This is a genomic window from Streptomyces flaveolus (assembly GCF_044765825.1).
GTDB classification, from domain to species: domain Bacteria; phylum Actinomycetota; class Actinomycetes; order Streptomycetales; family Streptomycetaceae; genus Streptomyces; species Streptomyces flaveolus.
This window is the reverse complement of record NZ_JBIWKU010000023.1, coordinates 1-18,775: the sequence shown is the minus strand read 5'-3', so window position 1 is coordinate 18,775 and position 18,775 is coordinate 1. Positions and strand designations below refer to the sequence as shown.

The 18,775-nt window shown below is 71.6% G+C and carries 19 protein-coding genes; 3 read left to right on the top strand and 16 right to left on the bottom strand.

Annotated features, from left to right (window positions below; all coding sequences use genetic code 11):
• Positions 1-3: 3 nt before the first annotated feature.
• From ACIRG6_RS37540 to ACIRG6_RS37510, 7 genes are all read right to left on the bottom strand, one after another.
• On the bottom strand, positions 4-297 hold the full coding sequence (locus ACIRG6_RS37540) for a hypothetical protein (RefSeq protein WP_403326574.1): 294 nt from the start codon (positions 295-297) through the stop codon (positions 4-6).
• Positions 294-878, bottom strand: coding sequence for an RNA polymerase sigma factor (locus ACIRG6_RS37535; RefSeq protein WP_403326571.1), 585 nt, complete (start codon positions 876-878; stop codon positions 294-296). The genes ACIRG6_RS37540 and ACIRG6_RS37535 overlap by 4 nt, the downstream gene beginning before the upstream one ends.
• Before the next feature lie 303 nt (positions 879-1,181).
• Positions 1,182-2,879 carry a bifunctional uroporphyrinogen-III C-methyltransferase/uroporphyrinogen-III synthase gene (locus tag ACIRG6_RS37530; RefSeq protein WP_318213847.1) on the bottom strand — a complete coding sequence of 566 codons (1,698 nt, stop codon included), beginning with the start codon at positions 2,877-2,879 and terminating at the stop codon, positions 1,182-1,184.
• On the bottom strand, positions 2,876-3,835 hold the full coding sequence (hemC, locus tag ACIRG6_RS37525) for a hydroxymethylbilane synthase (protein WP_364684911.1): 960 nt from the start codon (positions 3,833-3,835) through the stop codon (positions 2,876-2,878). The genes ACIRG6_RS37530 and hemC overlap by 4 nt, the downstream gene beginning before the upstream one ends.
• Positions 3,832-5,535 carry a glutamyl-tRNA reductase gene (locus ACIRG6_RS37520; protein WP_364684913.1) on the bottom strand — a complete coding sequence of 568 codons (1,704 nt, stop codon included), beginning with the start codon at positions 5,533-5,535 and terminating at the stop codon, positions 3,832-3,834. The genes hemC and ACIRG6_RS37520 overlap by 4 nt, the downstream gene beginning before the upstream one ends.
• Positions 5,532-6,302, bottom strand: coding sequence for a redox-sensing transcriptional repressor Rex (locus ACIRG6_RS37515; RefSeq protein ID WP_189234411.1), 771 nt, complete (start codon positions 6,300-6,302; stop codon positions 5,532-5,534). The genes ACIRG6_RS37520 and ACIRG6_RS37515 overlap by 4 nt, the downstream gene beginning before the upstream one ends.
• A 274-nt stretch (positions 6,303-6,576) precedes the next feature.
• Entirely contained in the window at positions 6,577-6,918 is a 342-nt protein-coding gene (locus tag ACIRG6_RS37510) for a glutaredoxin family protein (RefSeq protein ID WP_318213844.1), read from the bottom strand.
• A gap of 174 nt (positions 6,919-7,092) precedes the next feature.
• Between ACIRG6_RS37510 and ACIRG6_RS37505 the strand changes: the two genes are divergently transcribed.
• From ACIRG6_RS37505 to ACIRG6_RS37495, 3 genes are all read left to right on the top strand, one after another.
• Positions 7,093-8,016: an HAD family hydrolase gene (locus ACIRG6_RS37505; protein ID WP_189234413.1), complete on the top strand. Its 924-nt coding sequence runs from the start codon at positions 7,093-7,095 to the stop codon at positions 8,014-8,016.
• Between the two features lie 331 nt (positions 8,017-8,347).
• Positions 8,348-9,139, top strand: coding sequence for an ECF subfamily RNA polymerase sigma factor, BldN family (locus tag ACIRG6_RS37500; RefSeq protein WP_225638774.1), 792 nt, complete (start codon positions 8,348-8,350; stop codon positions 9,137-9,139).
• A gap of 253 nt (positions 9,140-9,392) precedes the next feature.
• On the top strand, positions 9,393-10,640 hold the full coding sequence (locus ACIRG6_RS37495; RefSeq protein ID WP_403326564.1) for a DUF5667 domain-containing protein: 1,248 nt from the start codon (positions 9,393-9,395) through the stop codon (positions 10,638-10,640).
• A gap of 183 nt (positions 10,641-10,823) precedes the next feature.
• On the opposite strand, the gene ACIRG6_RS37490 is transcribed toward ACIRG6_RS37495, so the two are convergent.
• The 9 genes from ACIRG6_RS37490 to ACIRG6_RS37450 all read right to left on the bottom strand — a co-directional run bounded on the left by ACIRG6_RS37490 (position 10,824) and on the right by ACIRG6_RS37450 (position 18,669).
• The gene (locus ACIRG6_RS37490) at positions 10,824-11,909 is read right to left on the bottom strand and encodes a lysophospholipid acyltransferase family protein (RefSeq protein WP_364684919.1); all 1,086 of its coding nucleotides are present in this window, start codon (positions 11,907-11,909) and stop codon (positions 10,824-10,826) included.
• Between the two features lie 14 nt (positions 11,910-11,923).
• Entirely contained in the window at positions 11,924-12,985 is a 1,062-nt protein-coding gene (locus ACIRG6_RS37485; protein ID WP_364684921.1) for an NAD-dependent epimerase/dehydratase family protein, read from the bottom strand.
• Positions 12,986-13,201: 216 nt separating this feature from the next.
• Complete coding sequence (locus ACIRG6_RS37480) at positions 13,202-13,300, bottom strand: 30S ribosomal protein bS22 (RefSeq protein WP_003948845.1); 99 nt, start codon at positions 13,298-13,300, stop codon at positions 13,202-13,204.
• Between the two features lie 109 nt (positions 13,301-13,409).
• Positions 13,410-13,622, bottom strand: a complete 213-nt coding sequence (locus ACIRG6_RS37475) for a helix-turn-helix domain-containing protein (RefSeq protein ID WP_004984898.1) — start codon at positions 13,620-13,622, stop codon at positions 13,410-13,412.
• Between the two features lie 129 nt (positions 13,623-13,751).
• Positions 13,752-14,567 carry a phosphatase gene (locus ACIRG6_RS37470; RefSeq protein WP_364684923.1) on the bottom strand — a complete coding sequence of 272 codons (816 nt, stop codon included), beginning with the start codon at positions 14,565-14,567 and terminating at the stop codon, positions 13,752-13,754.
• A 232-nt stretch (positions 14,568-14,799) separates the two neighbouring features.
• Positions 14,800-15,972 (bottom strand): acetoin utilization protein AcuC, encoded by a 1,173-nt coding sequence (locus tag ACIRG6_RS37465; protein WP_364825055.1) that lies wholly within the window; start codon positions 15,970-15,972, stop codon positions 14,800-14,802.
• The gene (locus ACIRG6_RS37460) at positions 15,923-17,146 is read right to left on the bottom strand and encodes an MFS transporter (RefSeq protein WP_403326558.1); all 1,224 of its coding nucleotides are present in this window, start codon (positions 17,144-17,146) and stop codon (positions 15,923-15,925) included. Before ACIRG6_RS37460 ends, ACIRG6_RS37465 begins: the two co-directional genes overlap by 50 nt.
• 23 nt (positions 17,147-17,169) lie before the next feature.
• On the bottom strand, positions 17,170-17,931 hold the full coding sequence (locus ACIRG6_RS37455; protein WP_403326555.1) for a VC0807 family protein: 762 nt from the start codon (positions 17,929-17,931) through the stop codon (positions 17,170-17,172).
• A 93-nt stretch (positions 17,932-18,024) separates the two neighbouring features.
• Positions 18,025-18,669, bottom strand: a complete 645-nt coding sequence (locus tag ACIRG6_RS37450; protein ID WP_403326553.1) for an HAD family hydrolase — start codon at positions 18,667-18,669, stop codon at positions 18,025-18,027.
• Between the last annotated feature and the right edge of the window lie 106 nt (positions 18,670-18,775).

Genomic DNA, 18,775 nt, shown 5'->3' with positions numbered 1-18,775 from the left:
CACTCACCGGGAAGGGGAGGCCTTGGCGAGGGTGCAGACGCCGTCGGCACACCGGCGCTCCAGACGGCCGCGGGACGCGGTCTGCGCCAGACCGACCATCCAGCAGGTGGGGCAGCCGCGGAACGCGATCAGGGCCAACGGGGCCGCCAGCAGGGTGGCGGGGCCGGCGACGGGCACCAGGGCGATCGAGCCGATGACCAGCCCGAAGCCGATCGCGCCGCGCGCCAGGTGCCGCGGGACGGACTTGCTCGCGAAGTTCTTCCCGGGCACCGGGGACCGGGCCGGATTCACGGTCATGACTCTCCTCCGACGGGTGGCTCGATGGCTGTTTCGAGGGCTGGATCGTTCGCTGCCAGTGAGTGACGCAGTGCCGCGCGAGCTCGGTGCAGCCGCGACTTCATCGCGGCGTTGCTCAGCCCGAGCGCATGGGCGACGGCCCTGCCGGGCAGGCCCTGGACGTCCCGCATGATCAGGACCTGCCGCTGGTCACGGGGAAGGGCGCCGACCGCGGCCGCGACCCGCTCCAGCTCCAGCCTGCGCAGCACCGCGTCCTCGGCGGACGGTTCCGGAGGCCCCTCCGGCGCCTCCTCGCTCCGCGGGACGAGCAGCCGTACCTGACGGAGGCATTCGTTGCGCACAATCCGGAACATCCATGAGGCGAGCGCGCCGGTGGCCCGCAAAGTGCCGATCTTCCGGTAGAGGATGATCAGCGCCTCCTGCGCCGCGTCCTCCGCGTCCTGCGGCGAGGCGCACAGGGACAGGGCGAACTTGCGCACATGGGGCTGCGATTCCATGACGACGGTGGTGAGCGACGTGACGTCACCGTCCTGAGCGGCCTTGATCAGCCGCTGGTCCGGCCAGCGGAAGCGCCGGTTCATCCGCTCCCCCCACCGGGATGCGCCCCGCGCGCCGGCACCGGTCAGCTTCCGCTCTTGTAGCGACGCATCAGGTGCCAACCGCACGCGCCCACGAGCAGGGCTCCGATCACTACGAGTCCGGTGACCATCATCGGCGTTTCCTCCCGTTTCCGCCGGCCCGTTCGGCCGGTACGCAGACAAGAGGCCGGGAGGCCCGGAAAGGATTCACCTTCCCGCGAAGACCCGCCGCCGCCCGGGGTGACGTCCCAACGAGTGGTGGCGGGACGCGCACAGCACGTCCCGCCACACCTCACGCCCACGACCTCAGGTCGAGGACCGCCGCCTGCGCGCCCCCGGCCGCCGCTCGCTCGGCCGCGTCACCGGATCCCCGGCGTCCTGCGCCGCCGCGCGGCGGCGCAGGCCGAAGTCGGCCAGGGCCTCCGCCAGCTTGTGGACGGACGGCTCGGGAGCCATGACGTCCACACGCAGCCCGTGCTCCTCCGCGGTCTTGGCCGTCGCCGGGCCGATGCAGGCGATCACCGTCACGTTGTGCGGCTTGCCCGCGATACCGACCAGGTTCCGCACCGTGGACGACGACGTGAACAGCACCGCGTCGAAGCCACCGCCCTTGATCGCCTCACGGGTCGTGGCCGGCGGCGGCGAGGCGCGCACCGTGCGGTAGGCGGTGACGTCGTCGACCTCCCAGCCCAGCTCGATCAGCCCGGCCACCAGAGTCTCGGTGGCGATGTCGGCCCGGGGCAGGAAGACACGGTCGATCGGGTCGAAGACCGGGTCGTAGGGCGGCCAGTCCTCCAGCAGACCCGCCGCCGACTGCTCGCCGCTCGGCACCAGGTCCGGCTTCACGCCGAAGGCGATCAGCGCCTTGGCGGTCTGCTCGCCCACCGCGGCGACCTTGATGCCCGCGAAGGCACGGGCGTCAAGACCGTACTCCTCGAACTTCTCCCGCACGGCCTTCACCGCGTTGACCGAGGTGAACGCGATCCACTCGTAACGGCCCGTCACCAGGCCCTTGACCGCCCGCTCCATCTGCTGCGGGGTGCGCGGGGGCTCCACCGCGATGGTCGGCACCTCGTGCGGCACGGCCCCGTACGACCTCAGCTGGTCGGAGAGCGACGCCGCCTGCTCCTTCGTGCGCGGCACGAGGACCTTCCAGCCGAACAGCGGCTTGGACTCGAACCACGACAGCTGGTCACGCCGGGCGGTGGCACTGCGCTCGCCGACCACGGCTATCACCGGGCGGCCACCGTCCGGGGACGGCAGCACCTTGGCCTGCTTCAGCGTCTGCGCGACCGTGCCCAGCGTCGCCGTCCAGGTGCGCTGCCGCGTCGTCGTACCGGCGATGGTCACCGTCAGCGGGGTGTCCGGCTTGCGGCCGGCCGACACCAGCTCACCGGCGGCCGCGGCCACCGAGTCCAGCGTCGTCGACACCACGACCGTCCCGTCGGAGGCGCCCACCTCGGTCCAGCAACGGTCCGACGCCGTACGGGCGTCCACGAACCGCACATCGGCGCCCTGGGCGTCCCGCAGCGGCACACCGGCGTACGCGGGCACGCCGACGGCGTTCGCGATGCCGGGGACGACCTCGAAGGGCACCCCGGCCGCGGCGCACGCGAGCATCTCCTCGGCGGCGTACGTGTCGAGCCCGGGGTCCCCGGTCACCGCACGCACGACCCGCCTGCCGCCCCGCGCGGCCTCCATGACAAGATGTGCGGCATCCCGCACGGCGGGGACACCGACGGCCGTTGACGACCCGTCAACAACCGTCAGCTGGGGCGTGCCTGCGCCCGGATCCGACGGATCGGCATCCGTGTGCACCTCGGCGACGCCCTGCCTCGCGTGCGTCCGTACGACGTCGAGCACATCGTGCTCGGCGACGAGGACGTCCGCGTTCGCCAGCGCCTCCACGGCGCGCAGAGTCAGCAGTCCCGGATCTCCGGGTCCGGCACCGAGGAAGGTGACGTGCCCGTGTTCCGGACAGGCGGGAAAGGCGGTGGGGCTCAATGTGCTCGCTCCCCCATCAGACCGGCCGCGCCCTGGGCGAGCATCTCGGTGGCGAGTTCGCGACCGAGTGCCAGCGCCTCATCGTGCGTCTGGGGCACGGGACCGGTGGTGGACAGCTGCACCAGCGTCGAGCCGTCGGTCGTGCCGACGACGCCGCGCAGGCGCATTTCCTTGACAGTCTGCCCGTCGGCCAGGAGGTCGGCCAGCGCGCCCACAGGGGCGCTGCAGCCGGCCTCCAGGGCGGCGAGCAGTGACCGCTCGGCCGTCACGGCGACCCGCGTGAACGGGTCGTCGAGCTCGGCGAGCGCGGCGATCAGCGCAGCGTTGTCCGCGGCGCACTCGATCGCCAGGGCCCCCTGGCCGGGGGCGGGCAGAACCGTGTCGACCGACAGGAAGTCGGTCACCTCGTCGATGCGTCCGACCCGGTTCAGTCCGGCGGCGGCCAGCACGACGGCGTCGAGCTCACCACTGTGGACGTATCCGATGCGGGTGTCGACGTTGCCCCGGATCGGGACCGTCTCGATCTCCAGGCCGTGGGCGCGGGCGTACGCGTTCAACTGCGCCATGCGACGCGGCGCGCCCGTGCCTATGCGGGCCCCGCTGGGCAGGTCGGTGAACTTCCGCGCGTCCCGGGCGACGATGACGTCCCGCGGGTCCTCGCGCACGGGGGTGGCCGCCAGGACCAGGCCCTCGTGCTCCGCGGTGGGGAGGTCCTTGAGCGAATGAACCGCGAAGTCCACGTCGCCCCGCAGCAGGGCCTCGCGCAGCGCGGCGACGAACACGCCCGTGCCGCCGATCTGGGCCAGGTGCTCGCGGGACGTGTCGCCGTACGTGGTGATCTCGACGAGCTCCACAGGCCGTCCGGTCACCTGGCTCACGGCATCCGCCACCTGCCCGGACTGGGCCATGGCGAGCTTGCTGCGCCTCGTCCCCAGTCTCAGTGCCTTCTCAGTCATGCCGGCCCTCGGTTCTTCTCAGTGCTGTTCTCGGTCCGTGAGACGGAGGCCACCGTCTCCTGGTCGAGGTCGAACAGGGTGCGCAGCGCGTCCGCGTACCCGGCGCCGCCGGGCTCGGCGGCGAGCTGCTTGACCCGGACCGTCGGCGCGTGCAGCAGCTTGTCGACCACACGCTTGACGGTCTGGGTGATCTCGGCGCGGTGCTTGTCGTCCAGACCCGGCAGCCGCCCCTCCAGCCGGGCGATCTCACCGGCGACGACGTCGGCGGCCATGCTGCGCAGCGCGACGACGGTCGGCGTGATGTGCGCGGCCCGCTGGGCGGCGCCGAAGGCCGCCACCTCGTCGCCGACGATCCGGCGGACCATGTCGACGTCGGCGGCCATCGGCGCGTCGGCCGACGCCTCGGCGAGCGACTCGATGTCCACCAGGCGCACCCCGGCCAGCCGGTGCACGGCGGCGTCGATGTCGCGGGGCATGGCGAGGTCGAGCAGGAAGAGCACGGGCTGCGGGCGCGGTACCTCGGCGACCGGCTCGGGCCGGCGGCGCTCGGGGATCCGGCCGACGCTCGCGGCCGTCGCGGCCAGCGCGGTGATCAGCTCGGCGTCCGTCCCGGCGCCCGGACGCCCGGTCTCGCGCGGCCGGTCCACGGCCGTACCGCCGGCGGCCCAGGCCCCGTGCTGCTCCAGCGTCGCCGCGTCCAGGCCGGCCACGGCGGCCTCTCCCATGACGGAGAAGCCGGTCGGCACGGAGGACAGGTCCAGCGGGCAGTTCTCGTCGGCACCCTCGGGTACGGCTGTGGGGCCGGCGTCCGCGGCCGGACGGGCGCCGTCGGCCACGGCCACGGCCGCGGGCGCGCCGGTGCGGCCCTCCACCGTCGCCGCCACGGCGTCGGCCGTGAGGACCAGCCCGGTCGCCCCGGTGCAGGAGACGGCCACGTCGGCACGTGTCAGCTCGGCCGGCACCGCGTCCATCGGTACCGCGCGGGCCAGCACGTCCGTGTCGTCGCCCTCGGAGAGGATCTCGGCGAGCCGCTCGGCCCGCTCGAAGGTGCGGTTGGCGACCACGATCTCGGCGATCCCGGCCCGGGCCAGCGTGGCGGCGGCCAGCGAGGACATCGAGCCGGCGCCGATGACCAGCGCCTTCTTGCCCCGCGCCCAGGTCTGGACGTCGGCTCCGGCGGCGAGCTGCTCCAGGCCGAAGGTGACCAGGGACTGCCCGGCGCGGTCGATGCCGGTCTCGGAGTGGGCGCGCTTGCCGACCCGGAGCGCCTGCTGGAACAGGTCGTTGAGGAGCCGTCCGGCGGTGTGCAGGTCCTGGGCGCGTGCCAGGGAGTCCTTTATCTGGCCGAGGATCTGCCCCTCGCCGACCACCATCGAGTCCAGCCCGCAGGCCACCGAGAACAGGTGGTGGACGGCCCGGTCCTCGTAGTGCACATAAAGGTAAGGAGTGAGCTCGTCCAGGCCGACCCCGCTGTGCTGGGCGAGCAGCGTGGACAGCTCGGCGACACCGGCGTGGAACTTGTCCACGTCGGCGTACAGCTCGATGCGGTTGCAGGTGGCCAGCAGCGCGGCCTCGGCGGCCGGTTCGGCGGCGACGGTGTCCTGCAGCAGCTTGCACTGCGCGTCCGCGTGCAGCGAGGCCCGCTCCAGGACGCTGACGGGGGCACTGCGGTGGCTCAGCCCGACGACGAGGAGGCTCATGCCGGCATCACGGCGGGCACGTCCCCGTCGGGTCCCTGGTCGGCGGAGGGCTGCTGCTTGCGGGCGACGGCGGGCGGCACGGCACCGGCGTCGGCCGCGGCCTCCTCACCGGCCTTGCGCTGCTCGTGGAAGGCGAGGATCTGCAGCTCGATGGAGAGGTCGACCTTGCGCACGTCGACGCCCTCGGGGACGTTCAGCACGGTGGGCGCGAAGTTCAGGATGGAGGTGACACCGGCGGCCACGAGCCGGTCGCAGACCTGCTGGGCGGCACCGGCGGGGGTCGCGATCACACCGATCGAGACACCGTCGTCCTGGATGATCTTCTCCAGCTCGTCGGTGTGCTGCACGGGGATGCCCGCGACGGGCTTTCCGGCCATCTGCGGGTCGGCGTCGATGAGCGCGGCGACGCGGAACCCACGGGACGCGAACCCGCCGTAGTTGGCGAGCGCGGCGCCGAGGTTGCCGATACCGACGATCACGACCGGCCAGTCCTGGGTCAGCCCGAGTTCACGCGAGATCTGGTAGACGAGATACTCGACGTCGTAGCCGACGCCCCGGGTCCCGTAGGAGCCGAGGTAGGAGAAGTCCTTGCGCAGCTTCGCGGAGTTGACTCCCGCCGCGGCCGCCAGCTCCTCGGAGGAGACCGTGGGCACCGAGCGCTCCGACAGTGCGGTGAGGGCTCGGAGGTACAGCGGAAGCCTGGCGACGGTGGCCTCGGGAATCCCTCGGCTGCGGGTCGCCGGTCGGTGTGTTCGGCCAGTTGCCACGGTGCTCCTGCGGGTAGAGCGGGGCTGTAGGCGGTCATACGTCCCTACATGACCGCCCCGTCGAATGCAGGCTATGTCTTTGTGAACGCGTGCACAAAGATGGTGTCCGATTTGCCCGGCCAACGTGACCGGGGTCACGCGCCCCCGGCGCACGAACGGGGAACCGGCGCACTCGCACCTGCGTTCCTCTCCCATCGGGGGCAAAGCCGCTCACACTCCTCACGATCAACGCCCCCGAGACCATGTCGCCATCGATCCTAAGCGACCATCCGGACTACTTGTACTGCTCGGTCAGTGCCTTGCGCAGGCGCTCCTCGTTCACACGCCAGAAGGTGTGCTGCCTGCCGTCGACCAGGACGACCGGGATCTGCTCCCAGTACTGGTCGTGGAGCCGGCGGTCCTCGGTGATGTCCTTCCCCTCCCAGGGGACACCGAGTTCGGCGCACACCTTCTCGACGACGAGCTGTGCGTCATCACACAGATGACAGCCGGGTTTGCGGATGAGGGTGACGAGATGGTTCTCGGAGTGCGGAGAGGGTGGCGGGTTCTCGGCGGTCTCGGGGGCCCCGGGCGCCTGCGGGGCCCTGCGGCGGAAGAGGGGACTCATGTCCGCCATTCTCGCGCGGCCCCGGCCGGACGCGGGCCCTCCGCCGGCGAGGGGGCCGCCTGCCCGACCGGCAACCCGACGCGCCCGGCCGCCCGGCCCTTTAACGGCACGGTCGCCCAGAGTTCACAGCCCCCCAACCTCTCGAGTCCGAAGCCCCCGAACAAACTGGCTATGCTCACGGGCATGGCCGCTCTCGGATGGCTCACCCCCCGTAGGCGCTCCGCCACGGCGCGGAGCGTGTTGGCAGGCGAGGCCTCGGCGGAGGCCGCCCGCAAGTCCACCCAGGACCTTCCCGAAGCCGCCCCGGGCGGGGAACCGGAGTTCCCCGTCCACGGCGACGACCGCGCCGCCGCCTTCTTCGACCTCGACAACACCGTGATGCAGGGCGCCGCGCTCTTCCACTTCGGCCGCGGCCTGTACAAGCGGAAGTTCTTCGAGACCCGCGACCTCGCCCGGTTCGCCTGGCAGCAGGCGTGGTTCCGGCTCGCCGGCATCGAGGACCCGGAGCACATGCAGGACGCCCGCGACTCGGCGCTGTCGATCGTCAAGGGCCACCGCGTCTCCGAGCTGAAGTCGATCGGCGAGGAGATCTACGACGAGTACATGGCCGAGCGGATCTGGCCCGGCACCCGGGCGCTGGCCCAGGCCCACCTCGACGCCGGCCAGAAGGTCTGGCTGGTCACGGCCGCCCCGGTGGAGATCGCCCAGGTGATCGCCCGGCGCCTGGGCCTGACCGGCGCGCTCGGCACGGTGGCCGAGTCGATCGGCGGCGTCTACACGGGCAAGCTGGTCGGCGAGCCGCTGCACGGCCCCGCCAAGGCGGAGGCGGTACGGGCACTGGCGGCGGCCGAGGGCCTGGACCTGTCCCGCTGCGCCGCCTACAGCGACTCCCACAACGACATCCCCATGCTGTCGCTGGTCGGCCATCCGTACGCGATCAATCCCGACGCCAAACTGCGCAAGCACGCCCGTGAGCTCGAATGGCGGCTGCGCGACTACCGCACGGGCCGCAAGGCGGCCAAGGTCGGCATCCCGGCCGCCGCGGGCGTCGGCGCGGTGGCGGGCGGCACGGCGGCCGCCATCGCACTGCACCGCCGCCGCCGCTGACCGGCCTGCGGCACCGGCGGCGCGGCGCCGCCAATCGGTCGGACCTACCCCCGGCGGATCCTCTTCAGTCCTCTGCTTTCACTTCGAGCACAACACGCACTGTAGCCACCAGGAATCCGAAACGTTTCGGTCGCGAAGTGATCAATCTTCCGCACCTGACCGGGCGTCAATCGGCTACAGAAGCGACGCAATCGATGATTTGAGCAACTGGGCGTAGCAGCACCTGTACGAAGCGTTATTCTCCTCAGACGCAATCCGGTACCCCACCTTCGCTACGACGGGTGAATGGTTCCGTACTGCACGTGATGGAAGCTCTGCCTCTGGGAGTCCCGTGTACCCACACGTCGGGGTTGACGCCTCGGGCCTGGCTACGCTGCGCGCAACGGTCAAATCAGCCCAGGACCTGTTGCGCGTCTTCGTCCCCACCGCGTATGCCGTCCCCGCCCTCGCCGCGGCCACCGCCCCCGTCGGCCCGTGCTATGCACTGGCCGAGGGCAGCGCCGCCGTCGGCAGACGGGCGCGGTCGTCCTCGTCCGGGGCCGCCGCCACCCACCGCCGCCCCGCCGCGGACAGCGACAGCGCCCGCATGATGGACCTGGTCGAGCGCGCCCAGGCCGGCGAGGCCGACGCGTTCGGGCGGCTCTACGACCAGTACAGCGACACTGTCTACCGCTACATCTACTACCGCGTGGGCGGCAAGGCGACCGCCGAGGACCTGACCAGCGAGACCTTCCTGCGGGCCCTCAGGCGCATCGGCACCTTCACCTGGCAGGGGCGCGACTTCGGCGCCTGGCTCGTGACCATCGCCCGCAACCTCGTCGCCGACCACTTCAAGTCCAGCCGCTTCCGGCTGGAGGTCACCACCGGCGAGATGCTCGACGCCAACGAGGTCGAGCGGTCCCCCGAGGACTCCGTCCTCGAATCCCTCTCCAACGCCGCCCTGCTCGACGCCGTACGGCGGCTCAACCCGCAGCAGCAGGAGTGCGTCACCCTGCGCTTCCTCCAGGGCCTCTCGGTCGCCGAGACCGCCCGCGTCATGGGCAAGAACGAGGGCGCCATCAAGACCCTCCAGTACCGTGCCGTCCGCACCCTCGCCCGACTGCTGCCGGACGACGCCCGCTGAGCCCCCGGCGCCCCCGAGGCGCCGCCACCCTCCGCATTCCCCAAGTCACCGTCAGTCAAAGTCGGTTGAGACCAGGGTCCGGTCCTCCGTCGTCCGTAACCCAAGTGCCGCGCCGCTCGTTGTGCGGGATGCAGGCTCCCTGTGGTCACTCCCCGACCGGCTCCCACCACACGCGGGTGTGGTTCCGTCCGGGGCGTGCAACCCTCAGGACCCCCTGGGGAGTCGACCGTCATGACGAGAGGAGGTGCCGCCAGTGATCGCGAACGTATCGGCGCACCGGCGGGCGAACGCCTTCGCCCAGGCTCTGGAGGAGCAGTCCGATCCCGGGGCGGCGGCCGAGCAGTCCGAAGGACCGGCACCCGCCGGGGCCGTCGCGGAACAGACCGAGCAGGGACGTCTGCTGTCCCTCGCCGCCGGCCTGGAAACGCTGCCCCGGCCGGAGCTGGATCCCGAGGTCAAGGTCGTCCAGCGAGCCCAACTGGTGGCCGCGTTCGAGGCCATGCTGCAGGAGGGCACCGCGGGCGGCGGGGCGACGGACCCTTCGGTGCCCGAGCAGCGCCGGGCCCGTGGCGCCCATCGGGCGACCCCACTGGGAAAGTTCCGGCCGCGGTCCCGGCTGGCCAAGGGCCTCACCGCGGGCGGACTGAGCGTGACTGTCGCCGCCGGAGCCTTCGGCGGAGTCGCCGCTGCCAGTTCGGACGCGCTGCCCGGTGACTCGCTCTACGGCCTCAAGCGCGGCATAGAGGACTTCCGGCTCGGACTCGCCGACGGCGACGACGAACGTGGCCGGGCCTACCTCGACCTGGCATCCACCCGGCTGAACGAGGCACGTCGCCTCATGGAGCGCGGCCGCAGCGGCCCCCTCGACCACGAGGACCTCGGCGAGATCCGCCGCGCCCTGTCCGGCATGCGGCACGACGCGTCCGAAGGCCACCGCCTGCTCAGCGCGGCCTACGCCCGCGACCCCGATTCCCTGGGCCCCATGCAGGCGCTGTCCGCCTTCTCCCGCTCGCACCGGGACACCTGGGGCGCCCTGCGCGAACGGCTGCCCGTACAGCTCGGGGACGTCAGCGAAGAGGTGTCGTCGGTGTTCGACGCCATAGAGGAAGACGTCGCCCCGCTGGAGTCCCTGCTGCCGAAGCCACCGGCGCAGGAGGGCACCCCCGGCGACGACGGGCGACCGAGCGGTTCCGGCTCGGCGACCACCGACACGCCCGGCACCGGACGCTCCACGTCCCCCGGCACCGGCAGCGGCGGCTCGTCCGACGGCACACGCACCGGCAGTGGCGGCCCCAGCGAGTCCGCCCCCTCCGGCGGCACCGACGACGGCCTGCTCGGCGGCGGCAGCGGCGGCCTGCTCGACCCGCCGAAGGCCAGCGGCAGCGCCGCCTCCCCGTCCCCCGGCGACACCACACCACCCCCGAAGCCGGACGTCACCCTCCCGCCCCTGCTCCCCGGCCTGCTGCCCGGCCTGGGCATCCGCGGCGAGGACGCGGACTGACCCGGTGGGGTGCCCCGGCCCAAGGGGCACCCCACCGCCGCCGCTCAGAAGAACACCGACCGCCGCTGCACCAGCAACTTGTACAGCGTGTGCTGGAGCCCACCCCCACCGCCGGCCTCGCACCGCTGCGCGGGCTTCGCCCGGCTGCGCCGGACTCCGTCCGCCGACTCACCCCGCCCCGCCTCAGAAGAACACCGACCGCCGCTGCACCAGCAACTTGTACAGTGTGTGCTGGATCTGCTCCCTGACCTGGTCCGTCAGGTTGAACATCAGCATCGGGTCCTCGGCCGCCTCCGGCGGATAGCCGTCCGTGGGAATCGGCTCACCGAACTGGATCGTCCACTTCGTCGGCAACGGCACCGCACCCAGCGGACCGAGCCACGGAAACGTCGGCGTCAGCGGGAAGTACGGGAACCCCAGCAGCCGCGCCAGGGTCTTCGCGTTCCCGATCATCGGATAGATCTCCTCCGCCCCGACGATCGAGCACGGAATGATCGGCGCGCCCTGCCGCAGCGCCGTCGACACGAAGCCGCCGCGTCCGAAGCGCTGCAGCTTGTACCGCTCGCTGAACGGCTTGCCGATGCCCTTGAACCCCTCCGGCATCACCCCGACCAGCTCCCCCTGGGCCAGCAGCCGCTCCGCGTCCTCCGCACACGCCAGCGTGTGGCCGAGCTTGCGGGCCAGCTCGTTCACCACCGGCAGCACGAACACCAGGTCCGCCGCGAGCAGCCGCAGATGCCGGTCGGCCGGATGGTGGTCGTGCACGGCGACCTGCATCATCAGGCCGTCCAGCGGCAGCGTCCCGGAGTGGTTGGCGACGATCAGCGCGCCGCCCTCCGCCGGGATGTTCTCCACGCCCTTCACATCGACCCGGAAGTACTTCTCGTACATCGGGCGCAGCAGCGACATCAGCACCTGGTCGGTGAGTTCGGCGTCGTAGCCGAAGTCGTCGACCTCGTAGTCGCCGGTGAGCCGGCGCCGCAGAAAGGCCAGACCCGCCGCGACACGCCGCTCGAGGCCACCGTCCGCGTCCTGCGCCCGCGCCTCGCCGCCGTCGCCGCGAGCCCCCGGCGGCCCGCCGGGCACGGGACCGTCGTCCCGCGCCCCGCGGACGGGCAACGGCTGCACCTCGCGCACCGGCACGGACTCCGCCGCGCCGCCCTTGCGCCGGCTCCCCCCGCCGCGGCGCCGCGCAGGGCGCTGTCCCGCACTCCCGCCGCTCCCGCGGGACCGGTCGTCGTCGAACGGAATGACCTTGGCGTCCGCCATCGTTGTTGCGCTCCTCAGTTGGCGCTCTGGGTCGGGAGGTGGCCGCTGCCCCGCAGGGACAGCTCCGCGATCCGGTCGACGGCCCCCGCGAGGGCCTCCGGCGGCAGCAGCCCCGGACCGCGGCCGCGCACGAAGTCCGCGAACGTCCCGGCCGTCGTGTACTTCGGCCGGAACCCCAGGGTCTCGCGCATCTGTGTGGTGTCCACGACCCGCCCGTGGGTGAGCAGCCGGATCTGCTCCGGGGCGAAGTCCGTCATCCCCAGCGTACGCACGAGGGAGCCCGCCCAGGTGACCGCCGGAAGCAGCAGCGGCACCGTGGGGCGCCCCAGCCGGCGCGAGCACTGGGAGAGCAGCAGGACGCCGTCACCGGCGATGTTGAAGGTGCCGCTGTTCAGCGTGCCGCGCCGCGGCTCGTGCGAGGCGGTCCGCAGCACCTCGATCACGTCGTCCTCGTGCACGAACTGCAGCCGCGGGTCGTAGCCGAACACCGTCGGCAGCACCGGCAGCCCGAAGTACGACGCGAGGGGCGTGTCCGCGCTCCGGCCCAGGATGTTGGCGAACCGCAGCACGCACACCGCCACGTCCGGCCGGCGGCGCGCGAAGCCCCGCACATACCCCTCGACCTCCACGGCGTCCTTGGCGAAACCGCCGCTGGGCAGCGACTTGGGCGGGGTGGTCTCCGTGCAGACGGCCGGGTCGCGGGGCGCGGAACCGTAGACGTTCGTACTGGACTTGACCACGAGCCGCTTCACGGTCGGCGACTTCTGGCAGGCCCCGAGCAGCTGCATCGTGCCGATGACGTTGGTCTCCTTGACCGACGTACGGCTGCCGCTGCCCAGCGGGGTGCCCGTGACGTCCATGTGGACGACCGTGTCCGCGCCCGTCTCGGCCAGCACCCGCCCGATGGCCGACTGCCGGATGTCGGCCTGGACGAAGTCGGCGCCGCCCAGATGGTGCTCCGGCGCGACGGCGTCCACGGCCACGACCCGGTCCACATCGGGGTCGCGCTGGATCCGCCGGACGAACCGGCCTCCCAGCGGACGGGCCACCCCGGTCACGAGCACGACCTTGCCCAAGATCCGCGCCTTCCTCTCGCCGTACTCCGTACCCTGCCGCGTTCCCGCCTGCGGGCCAACTTAGCCGGTCGGTGTTGCGCTGTGATGACCGCCGGATGCAGCACGTGACGAGAATGCGCGCTCGCCCCGAGGATGCCGACGGTATGCCCGGATACGACTGTGGCCCCCCACCGAATCGGTGGGGGGCCACAGGACACGCTGACGGCGCAGCGTCGCTTACTTCTTGTTGCGACGCTGAACGCGCGTGCGCTTGAGCAGCTTGCGGTGCTTCTTCTTGGCCATCCGCTTGCGCCGCTTCTTGATAACAGAGCCCACGACTACCCTCGCTCACTTCTCATCACTCGGTTGTTTGGGCGCCATGGGCCCACACGACCTACGAGGGGCTAGCCTACCCGCCCGAGCGCTGAGGTCGTAATCGAGGTCGTCAGGCCGTTTCCACCCCCACATAGCTCTCGCGGAGGTACTCGTGAACCGCTTGCTCCGGGACGCGGAACGACCGTCCCACCCGGATGGCGGGCAGATGACCGCTGTGCACCAACCGGTACACGGTCATCTTGGACACGCGCATCACCGAGGCGACTTCCGCCACGGTAAGGAACTGAACCTCGTTCAGAGGCCTTTCGCCAGCTGCAGCCATGACACACCTGAACCTTCCGCACTCGACGGCCACCGGCTTCCCCTTCCGGTGACTCTTCGTCGCTGCGTGCTCACTCCCCAATGTAGGTGCGGGTGATGCGAATGGGGAAGAGGTGCACGCATCGGCGTCCTACTGGGACAGACACGCCCGATTGAGTACGTAGCGGGTGAGCGGCCGGTAGTACTCGGGCCGCACACCGTCATCAAGCGGAACGGCGACGGACACCAACCCCTCGGCCTCCCCCACGAAGAGCGCGGGATCGTTGGTATCGCCCGGCCCGATGGCCTCGAACCCCAGCTGACCTGCTCCGCAGACCCAGCCGTGGTCCCCGATCACCAGCTCGGGAAGCGGCCCGCCGGCGTCGGCCGCCACGGCCAGCGCGGTCCGAACCGGGAGCGGCGAGTGCGTGTGTGCGCCGGGCTCACAACCGGGGCGTTCCGAGCCGGCTTCCCGCACCAACGCGACTCCCCGGACGTACGCGAGGTTGTAGGTGCGTAGACCGAACCGGGTCGTTATGTCGACACAGTGACCCTGCGCCGGAGTGAGGACAGCACATCCCGCCGCCGACAGGGCGTCTGCCAGGGCGACGTAGAAACCGAGCAGCCGATGCGGGTGCCCGGTGCCGAGAAGGACCGGAGCGCGACGCTGGGCCACCGCGGCCAGGCGCCCGGCGAAGGCGTCCAGAGCGGTCAGCGTCCGCTCGGGGTCGATCACATCCTGGCCCGAAGTATGCCGCGGGTCGGCCGAAACACCACACCTGCGTGCCATCAGCCCGAGCAGATCCCGCTGCCCCCAGTCGCCCTCCGGGTCGATCCCGATCAGCACCCGCGGATCCCGGGCGGCGAACAACCGGTAACTCCGCAGACTCGCCTCCCGAGAAGTGGCCACGACCCCGGCAAGACGGACATCCAGAAGATGAGCCCGAAGAGCTCCACGGCTCAACACCCCACCGATCCTGCCGGACCCACCCACCCACGAAGCCCAGATCCCCCAAACATCCCCACGGACGGCGTAACCCCCCGCCTGAACGGCCGGGAGGTACCCTCAGGGGCGGCACGGGTGGGCGCAGCGGCACCCGGCCGGCGCCGGGCCACGCGACCCACCCTCGCCCCGCACCAGCACCGGGTGCCAAGGCAACGCCGGCCGGCTCACCCGCCCCGCACGCCAAAAGAAACCGTCACGCCAACAACCCCCGCAGCGGAAACGCCGCCCGCCGAGCCGCCACCACCGCCTGATCCAGCCGATCCGCAGGGTCGTACCCCGCCTCCCACGACGCCCACGACACCGGCCACCGCCCATCAGTCATCCGCATCGGCCCCAACTGCCGCGTCCGCGCGAACACCTCCTGCCGCCACCCCTCCGGAATCACCGTCTCCGGCTCCACCGGCCGCCCCGCCGCGATCCCCACCAGATGCGTCCACGACCGCGGCACCACCTCCACCACCGCGTAGCCACCCCCGCCCAGCGCCACCCACCGCCCCTCGGCGTACTCGTGCGCCAGGTCGTGACACGCCACCTGCACGGCCCGCTGAGCGTCCAGCGACACCGCCAGATGCGCCAGCGGATCCTCGAAGTGCGTATCGGCCCCGTGCTGCGTCACCAGCACCTGCGGCCGGAAGTCCGCGATCAGCTCCGGCACCACCGCGTGGAACGCCCGCAGCCACCCCGCGTCCCCGGTCCCCGCCGGCAGCGCCACGTTCACGGCCGACCCCTCCGCACAGTCGGCCCCGGTCTCCTCCGGCCACCCCGTCTGCGGAAACAGGGACCTCGGATGCTCGTGCAGCGAGATCGTCAGAACCCGCGGATCCTCCCAGAACGCCGCCTGCACCCCGTCCCCGTGGTGCACGTCCACATCCACGTACGCGACCCGCTCGGCCCCCAGCTCCAGCAGCCGCGCGATCGCCAGCGCCGCGTCGTTGTAGACGCAGAACCCCGACGCCGCCCCCGGCATCGCATGGTGCAGCCCGCCCGCGAAGTTCACCGCGTGCAGCACGTCCCCGCGCCACACCGCCTCCGCCGCGCCCACCGACTGCCCGGCGATCAGCGCGGACACCTCGTGCATCCCCGCGAACGCCGGATCGTCGACCGTCCCGAGCCCGTACGACCCGTCCGCCGCGCCCGGATCCGCCGAGGCCGCCTTCACGGCGTCGATGTAGTCCTCCCGGTGGACGAGCCGCAGCGTCGACTCCCCCGCCGCCTTGGCCGCGACGACCTCCACCTCCCGGTCGAGCCCCAGGGCACCGACCAGTCCTCGCGTCAGGGCGAGCCGGACCGGGTCCATCGGATGGTCCGGACCGAAGTCATAGCCCGTTACTGCCTCGTCCCACATCAGCTGTGCGCGGCCGCTCATGCCCGCCACCGTATCGGTCCGGTTGAGCTTCGAACGACCGGGCGTACACCAGTGTCACCAGCACCAACACCATCGGCACGAGCATGGCACCGCGGTAGCTCCAGGCGTCCCCGAGCGCCCCCACCAACGGCGAACCGATCAGGAAACCGACGTAGTTGAAGATGTTGAGCCGCGCCACCGCCGCATCGGACGCCCCGGGGAACAAGCGCCCCGCCGCCGCGAACGTCTGCGGCACCAGCACACACAACCCCAGCCCCAGCAGCGTGAACCCGAGCATCCCGACCCAGGCCCCCGGCGCCACGGCCACCACCGCGAACCCGCCCGCCGCGACGACCGCCCCGCCCCGCACCACCGCGACGGCCCCCAGCCGCCGCACCCCGAAGTCCCCGACCGCCCGCCCCACCAGCGTCGTCACCATGTACACGTTGTACGGAACGGTCGCCAGCTGCTCCGAACTCCCGAGCACGTCCTGGAGGTACTTCGCACTCCAGTTGGAGACCGTCGAGTCCCCGATGTACGCGAACGTCATCACCAGGCACAGCGGCAACAGCACCTTGAAGCCGACGCCCGCACCACCGCCCCCGCCCGCCGGCACCTCCGCCCCGGTGTCCGTCCGCTCCCCGTCGACGTACCACCGGCTCCCCACCAGCGCGGCCGGCAAGAGCACCGCCACGGCCGGGAGATACGACACCCACAGCGCCAGCTCCCCGTGCGCCCCCACCCACGCCAGCGAGGCCCCCAGGATCCCGCCCAGACTGTAGGCCGCGTGGAACCCGAGCATGATGCTCCGCCCGTACGCCCGCTGCAGGCTCACCCCGAGCATGTTCATCGAGGCGTCCAACGCCCCCACCGCCAGCCCGAACGCCGCCAGCGCCACGGCCAGCCCCGCCATCCCGTCCGCCGCGCCGACGCCCAGCAGCGCCAGCAGCACCACGGGCTGGGACCAGCGCAGCACCCGACTGGGCCGCACCCGCCGCACCAGCCGTTCCGTCACCACGCTCCCCACACCGGCGAGGATCGGGACGGCGGCCAGGAAGACCGGCAGCAGCGCGTCGGAGATGCCGTACCGGTCCTGGATGGCCGGGATGCGCGTCACGAGCAGAGCGAAGGCGACGCCCTGCGCGAAGAAGCCGAACGCCAAGGAGGCCCTGCCGCGCCGCAGCACATCAGTCATGGCGGCGAGCGTAGGGCCCCGGCTTACCGGTGGGTAGATCCCGCCAAAGATGAATTCTCCTCAACTTCGCCGAGCTCGACGGAGACAGGGCGGGAGTCCGGGCCGGAATCGGGCCCGGCGTTCGAGGCGACGGCGGCACCGATCATGTGCACCATCGGCCCGGCACCCAGCGCCCCGCTGACCACGAAGGCCAGCACCATGGTGGCGACCATGACGACCGTCCCGAGCCACACCATCGTGTCGACGGGGATCGTGTATGCGCCCACGGCCCGCACCGCGCACTCGGCGACGAACGCCGTGCCCCACACCCCGGTGAACCTGAGCTCCGCCCTCCGGAACGTCGGCGACTCCCGGCGCAGCCTTTCCCACGCGGCCTCGCGCCGGGCCTCTCCCTTGATCAGGAACGGCTTGAGGTTGGCGGTCATCATGGGCCGCCCCGTCACCACGGACGCCAGCAGCACGATGCCGACCACGCTGCTGATCGCGCTGTCCTTCAGGAGCAGCAGCCGGGCGTCCCCCGTCCCGAAGCCGAGCAGCAGCCCGGCGAGGCTCACCAGGAGGATGAGCACGGGCAGCCCGTTCACCTCCCGGTGCCTGAACAGCCCCCACCCGGTCCGCAGCACCGGCACGACGCTGCTCCAGCCGAGCGCCGCGACGGAGCTCATTCCGAACGCGCCCTTCAGGAGGTAGTACGACCCGACCGGTACCCCCACGTCCAGCAGGAGGGAGACGACGGTACGACGCTTGCCCTGCCGCTGATTGCCCGTGCCCGTGTTCGTCGTCATGCACACAGCTTCGCGGCCGGACCCGGTCCCCCAGTAGAAACAACCGTCCGGACCTACGCATGACAAATGTCAGCGCGGGCCCGATGCCTCCGGTCATACGAGCAGGTCGGCCAACTCCCCCATGTCACCGAAGAGTCGAGTGGCCCCGGCGAGCTTCGCGGCGGGCGTCATCCCGGTGAACCCGTACACGTCCATCCCGGCCGCGACGGCCGCCTGCACACCGAGCGCACTGTCCTCGATCACCAGGCACCGCTCCGGGGCGACGCCCATCCGCTCGGCCGCGTGCAGGAAGAGATCGGGCGCCGGCTTCCCCCGGCCCACATCCTCGAAACTGAAGATCCGCGCGTCGTCGAACCATCGGTGCAGTCCGGTCTTCCGATGCCCCACCCGGATCCGCTCATGGCTCCCGGAGGAGGCCACGCAGTACGGCACCTCGTCCGCGGCGAGCTTCTCCAGCACACCGACGACCCCTGGGACGGGCTCCAGGTCCTGCTCGAAGGCCGCGAACACCCGCCCGTGGAAGACGTCGTCGAAGTCCTCCGGAAGCCGCCGGCCGGACCGCTCCAGGACCAGATCGTGGACCCGGTGCATCGCGGCCCCCATGTAGTCGCGCAACGACTCGTCGTACGACGTCGGGTGCCCCAGCTCGGTCAGGTAGGCGGCCAGCAGCCGGTTGGAGATCGGCTCACTGTCGACCAGGACACCGTCATTGTCGAAGACAATCAATTCGTAGCGCATACAACGACCCTAAACGCAGAAAACCCCGCACCGTAAGGTGCGGGGTTTTCCCAAAAATTGTTCGGCGGCGTCCTACTCTCCCACAGGGTCCCCCCTGCAGTACCAT

Bases quoted from the DNA above. Each gene is read 5' to 3' on its own strand.
- ACIRG6_RS37510 (WP_318213844.1), bottom strand. From the start codon at position 6,918: ATGGCGGACATGAGTCCCCTCTTCCGCCGCAGGGCCCCGCAGGCGCCC.
- ACIRG6_RS37520 (WP_364684913.1), bottom strand. From the start codon at position 5,535: ATGAGCCTCCTCGTCGTCGGGCTGAGCCACCGCAGTGCCCCCGTCAGC.
- ACIRG6_RS37465 (WP_364825055.1), bottom strand. From the start codon at position 15,972: ATGAGCGGCCGCGCACAGCTGATGTGGGACGAGGCAGTAACGGGCTAT.
- ACIRG6_RS37455 (WP_403326555.1), bottom strand. From the start codon at position 17,931: ATGACGACGAACACGGGCACGGGCAATCAGCGGCAGGGCAAGCGTCGT.
- ACIRG6_RS37505 (WP_189234413.1), top strand. From the start codon at position 7,093: ATGGCCGCTCTCGGATGGCTCACCCCCCGTAGGCGCTCCGCCACGGCG.
- ACIRG6_RS37475 (WP_004984898.1), bottom strand. From the start codon at position 13,622: ATGGCTGCAGCTGGCGAAAGGCCTCTGAACGAGGTTCAGTTCCTTACC.
- hemC (WP_364684911.1), bottom strand. From the start codon at position 3,835: ATGACTGAGAAGGCACTGAGACTGGGGACGAGGCGCAGCAAGCTCGCC.
- ACIRG6_RS37450 (WP_403326553.1), bottom strand. From the start codon at position 18,669: ATGCGCTACGAATTGATTGTCTTCGACAATGACGGTGTCCTGGTCGAC.
- ACIRG6_RS37460 (WP_403326558.1), bottom strand. From the start codon at position 17,146: ATGACTGATGTGCTGCGGCGCGGCAGGGCCTCCTTGGCGTTCGGCTTC.
- ACIRG6_RS37490 (WP_364684919.1), bottom strand. From the start codon at position 11,909: ATGGCGGACGCCAAGGTCATTCCGTTCGACGACGACCGGTCCCGCGGG.
- ACIRG6_RS37540 (WP_403326574.1), bottom strand. From the start codon at position 297: ATGACCGTGAATCCGGCCCGGTCCCCGGTGCCCGGGAAGAACTTCGCG.
- ACIRG6_RS37535 (WP_403326571.1), bottom strand. From the start codon at position 878: ATGAACCGGCGCTTCCGCTGGCCGGACCAGCGGCTGATCAAGGCCGCT.